Origin of the sequence: Coprococcus sp. ART55/1 (assembly GCF_000210595.1) — a bacterium.
GTDB classification, from domain to species: Bacteria; Bacillota; Clostridia; order Lachnospirales; family Lachnospiraceae; genus Coprococcus; species Coprococcus aceti.
The window spans coordinates 995137-1000240 of the sequence record NC_021018.1 but is presented as its reverse complement, the minus strand read 5'-3'; the positions used below and the strand labels follow the sequence as shown (position 1 = coordinate 1000240).

At 44.4% G+C, this 5104-nt stretch carries 4 protein-coding genes; all 4 read right to left on the bottom strand.

Annotated elements, in window-relative coordinates; genetic code table 11:
- Positions 1 to 94: 94 nt before the first annotated feature.
- Complete coding sequence (gene fliB / locus CCU_RS04685; RefSeq protein WP_015533761.1) at positions 95 to 1195, bottom strand: flagellin lysine-N-methylase; 1101 nt, start codon at positions 1193 to 1195, stop codon at positions 95 to 97.
- Positions 1196 to 1232: 37 nt separating this feature from the next.
- Entirely contained in the window at positions 1233 to 2270 is a 1038-nt protein-coding gene (locus CCU_RS04680; RefSeq protein ID WP_015533760.1) for a sensor histidine kinase, read from the bottom strand.
- A 24-nt stretch (positions 2271 to 2294) separates the two neighbouring features.
- Positions 2295 to 2981 (bottom strand): response regulator transcription factor, encoded by a 687-nt coding sequence (locus tag CCU_RS04675; RefSeq protein ID WP_015533759.1) that lies wholly within the window; start codon positions 2979 to 2981, stop codon positions 2295 to 2297.
- A gap of 64 nt (positions 2982 to 3045) precedes the next feature.
- Positions 3046 to 5104 (bottom strand): ABC transporter permease (locus CCU_RS04670; protein WP_208895992.1); only part of this gene is annotated, 2059 nt, incomplete at its 5' end.

The window sequence follows — 5104 nt, the reverse complement described above, 5'->3', positions numbered from 1 at the left end:
GGAGCAGTATAAGGATCTTGAGAAAATATAACTATTCCCACACATGACAAAAAGCAAGCACCTGTTTCTGATATAACGATGCTTGCTTTTTTATTTACAGACCAAACCAATCTAGAACCTCAACCTGTTCAAGATTCTCGTCCGAATGCTCTATCTCCCTGGAATATCTGTAAGAGAGCTCTATGAGATCATCCACCGACAGAGTCTCACCATTTCTGAGCCATCTCGCCATGAGTAGCATATAGAGTTCAACCGCATGTCCGACGCATGCGTTCACCTTGCCGGATATATTGTCGTCATACACTGCGCCGAGAAGGTAGATCGATATGAAGTAGACTATGATCTGTTCAAGGAATATGTCCAATGTCATATGAGGGGCACACCCACCGTGATTTCTCCACCATGCATCAAACCTCTTCCTGTTGCCGGCAAAAGCTTCCTCACCCTGTCCAAACAAAAGCTCCTGCGACTCAATGAGCACATCCTCCCAGTCATCGTATAGAAGCTCAAGCTCTTCTATAAGGAACATGGCCTGCTTCTGAAGAAGGATATGCTCCTCATGCTCTCCATGGATCTCCGGCTTATCCCGCTCCTCACACTCATTCCACATGACAAGGTCGCCCTCATCATAGTGTCTCTGAGCCGACGCACCGATCTGAATCACCCGCTCTATTCTGCTCCGGATGTCCACACTTCTGTCCTGAATGACATTCAGTATCGCCTCCCGGATATCCTCCAGATTGGAATACAGGAAATAATCAAAGTCATCGAACACTTCGTCCTCGTCATCCTCCTCGGTCACAAATGTCACCTTGTCCGTGATGTTCATCAGTATACGTGCCACCTCCGGACATGAAAGTGATAACGAAACCTCGCGCACGTTCTCGAATTCCTCCGTATGTCTCGGATACTCCCTGCAGGTGGTACAAAGGCTTTCCTTACCCATGTGTATATACAGATCACACAACATGTCATCCCGCAGAAATGCACACTTTCCACTTCTACTATGCCTGAAAACGCCCTCTTTCCAGTTCACTTTTCGGTGAAGCTCCGGTCTGTAATCTCCATCATACTCCTGATACCTTTCAAGAGAATCGTCATCTATCACTATCTGCCATTTGCCGCAGCATGTGTCCGGGCATTTGTCCGCTATGCAGCTGAATTTCTTATAATAATCCGGGTATGTGTAAATCATATGTACTCCTTTATATATAATCATGCCATTATTCCATTCATCGGCTCTGCAGCACGATCACGAACTTGTTACCGTCCTTTTGGGGAATAACGCTTAACATTCCGCCCTGTTTTTCTATGATCTCCCTTGACAGATAAAGGCCTATTCCAACACCATCCTTGTCACCGGAATTTCTGCCACGGTAAAATCTCTCAAATATATGTGTACGCTCATCCTCTCCTATTGGTTCATTCTCATCTGTCACACTGATTTCAACCGTGAGTCCTAGTTTTCTGACCGACAGGACTATCTCACTTCCAGTTTTTCCGTATTTTATCGCATTATCCAAAAGATTGAAACACGCTTCCGCAGTCCATCTTCTGTCATGCTGTATATCACATTTCACCTGTTCATCATATCTGATAGTTATACCGGCATTTTTCGCACTCACATATACATCTTTCACTGCCTGCAGCACAGTGTCATTTATACTCTGGCTTTTCACATCGAGATTGATAAGTCCGCTTTCCAGTCTGGATACCTTTATCATACTCTCCGAGAGAAATGACAAGCGCTCCACCGCCAGCTCAAGGACTTGCAAGTACTGAGTACGCTCATCATCACTTATATCCGGATTTTTCAGAAAATCCGTGTACATCCTCAGGTTCGATATTGGCGTCTTCAGTTGATGGGAAAGATCCGATACCAGCCCCTTAATATTCTCATGCTCCAGCCTCTCTCTGGAATTCTGAAGCTTCAGTGCGTCGATTATCTTGTCAACCTTGCTCTGCAGCCTTGATACCAGCGAATCATCATTTTCCGGAAATACCTGATGCCGTTTCAGCTCAGAGAGATTGTCCAGAAGATCCGACATAGCTGCCACTACCTCCGAAATAAAGTCATCATCCGACTTCTGCAGCAACTTTATGACAACATACATAACTACACCACACGCCAGTGCGCCTATGGCCGCAAGTATTTTTCCTGAACATACATACTCAAATACTGCTAAAAACACAAACAAAAGAAGTGAGCATACATACAGCATCCTCACTCTCTTCGTATATTTACCATAGTTTTCAATATATTTATCCATATTATCTCTGTTATCTACCCCTGCCTATGTCTCGCCAAATGTATATCCAATTCCAAACACCGTGATCACATACTCCGGATTGCCGGCATCCTTTTCTATCTTCTGACGCAGTCTCCTGATATGCACATTCAGCGTGTTCTCATCCACATAATTTTCATTGTCATCCCAAATCTTCTGTATGATCATATCCCTTGTGAGAACGCGCCCCTTATTTTTTATCAGCAGTTCCAGTATCCTGTATTCCGTAACGGACAGCTTTATCGGTTCATCCGATATGTACACCTGCATCCGTTCAAAGTCAACACTCATATCCCCATAATGAAAACGTTCGCGCTTTACCCCATCCAGTGCATTTTCACTTCTTCGAAGGACTGCCTCTATCCGCTGATACAGAAGTTCCACGGAAAACGGCTTCGCTATATAGTCATCGCAGCCGGCCCGGAACCCCTCTATCATATCAGCCTCCGTATCTCTTGCCGTGAGGAAGATGATCGGGACCTTTGTGCTTTTTCTCAGTTCTCTGCAGTAGTCAAGGCCCCTTCCATCGGGAAGGTTTCTGTCAAGCAATATCAGATCGAAGCCATGTTCCAGACAGCCATCCGCCTCCTTGCATGAGTACGCAGTTTCAACTTCGTATCCCCTCTTTTCAAGGAATAGCTTCACACCTCCACATATGATCACATCATCCTCCACGACCAAAATACGTTTCATACTTTCTCCTATCAATTACATACTGATTCCATATCATTTTCATGACTCCCGGTCTGCCAAATATCTATGATGCTTCTCTCAGCCGGCTTGTCACCGTATCTTTTGTCACAAGTCTGAACACCATCGCCGGAACCACAATGCATATAGCAAACAGCACAACAACGACTCCGGCAACAAGTGCATACGGATAATGAAATACTGCATAATCGGCTATATTCACACTTAGCCGGCCAGCTCCATACATCATAAGGCTTCCAAGTGTCACAATAAGTACTGTTGTTATAATACCATAAAACATGCCCTCGTACATAAGCATATTACGTATCTGCCTCTTTGTCATTCCAACGCTCTCAAGCACTGCCAGTTCCAGTTTTCTCGTATATACACCGGTGATCATGACATTGATATAATTCACCACTCCGATAAGTATCAATATGATCGACATTCCACCGCCTATCACCTCAAGCGACAGCATAGACTTCTTGAATTCCGAGCCCTCCACCGACTTGATATCACTACCGGCTATGACTGGATTTTCCTTTACGATGCGCTGTACATATGGTGTCACTTCTGATTCTTTTCCTGTCTCCGCATCCGCAATGATGCATGAGATCTCCGCATCCGGGAACAGATCATCCATCACCGCATCACTCACAAATATCGCCTCCGGAGCTCCACCAAGTGTCCAATAATACCCAGCGGTGATTGCTGACTGCTCTGTTCTCATCATGGCTGCACCGACTGAGATCTGTCTCTTCCTGCCCGTCTGGTCATTTACAAGTGTCAGAGTCTTATCCGTCATCCGCTCCGACGCTGATATGGAATCTACATAACCTATCAGACATACCTCTCCTTTTTCGAATGCATCTATATCAATCTTCTGTCTGGCAGTTTTGTTGTAGAGCTTTATCATATCTGAATTGACCGATATCAGCGGTGCCCCATACTGTGCCTCACTGTTGGTCGTTGTCTCATAAAATGTCGCAAGAGATTCCGGGTCATCCTCGGTCTCAATAAACGGTGCATAAAGTTCAGCATCAAATGGCAGTCTTACATTTGCGCTTCTGTCCACCTCTACAGTACCCATACCCGGAATGTTTCGCATCTGATCCGCGATATCTGCCATGGTCGCCTGAGGCTTAGAGTTATCTGATTCTCCGTCGCCATATAGCACATAATCATTGTGAAGATAGTGCTCTATATAACTGTCCGCATCCATGCATGATATAAATGTATTCACACACAGAAATGTAACTGAACCCATGAATATTGATGCGAACACAAGTATACTTCTCTTTTTTTCACGAAACACATTCCTCCATGCCATCTTCCGGGGTCTTCCTCCACTTGTGGACTTATATCTTGTCCCCGATATATTTCCAGCATATTTCATAGCATCGATTGCGGATATCTTTCCTGCATATTTTGCCGGTTTCCTTGCACTTATAAATACAGTTGCAAATGCAAATACCACGGAAAATACATATATTCCCGGATTGAAACTGACCGCCGATGAAAGTGCAGCTTCCCTGTCTACCGACAGCATGTTCATAGCAAGAGGAACAACGCCAAATGACACCGCCGTTCCAAGGAGTACACCTATCGGAATTCCTATACAAGCCAGATATAGTGCCTGTTTTTTCACTATCTTCTGTATCTGGGACATCGTGGCTCCGATGGTCTTCAGCATTCCATAGAATCTTATATCCTTTGTGACAGATATATACATTACATTATATATAAGAAGATATCCACTAAGGAGTATCATAAGAGCTATAATGCCTATACTTATAGCTATAAAAACACGGTTTGAACCATTTTCAGACTGAACATCATATTTCACGTCAAACTTCTGGCCCTGCCTCAAAGTAACATTTTTCTCAAGTTCATCTTGGAGTTTATCACCCTTGCCCTCCTTTGCGGAGATACTGACACGTCCATCCTTCTGCATATCTATTCCCTGGGAATCCACATATTTCTTTGACACCAGGCATACGCTGCTCTTGGCAAATCCTGTGTACCAGCCTGAGAGCACAAAATTTTTCCTCTCACCATCCATCACAAACGTAACATTCTGACCTACCTTTGGCGACGTGATACCCATATTGTCAAGTATCTGCTTT

Bases quoted from the DNA above. Each gene is read 5' to 3' on its own strand.
- fliB (WP_015533761.1), bottom strand. From the start codon at position 1,195: ATGATTTACACATACCCGGATTATTATAAGAAATTCAGCTGCATAGCG.
- CCU_RS04680 (WP_015533760.1), bottom strand. From the start codon at position 2,270: ATGGATAAATATATTGAAAACTATGGTAAATATACGAAGAGAGTGAGG.
- CCU_RS04675 (WP_015533759.1), bottom strand. From the start codon at position 2,981: ATGAAACGTATTTTGGTCGTGGAGGATGATGTGATCATATGTGGAGGT.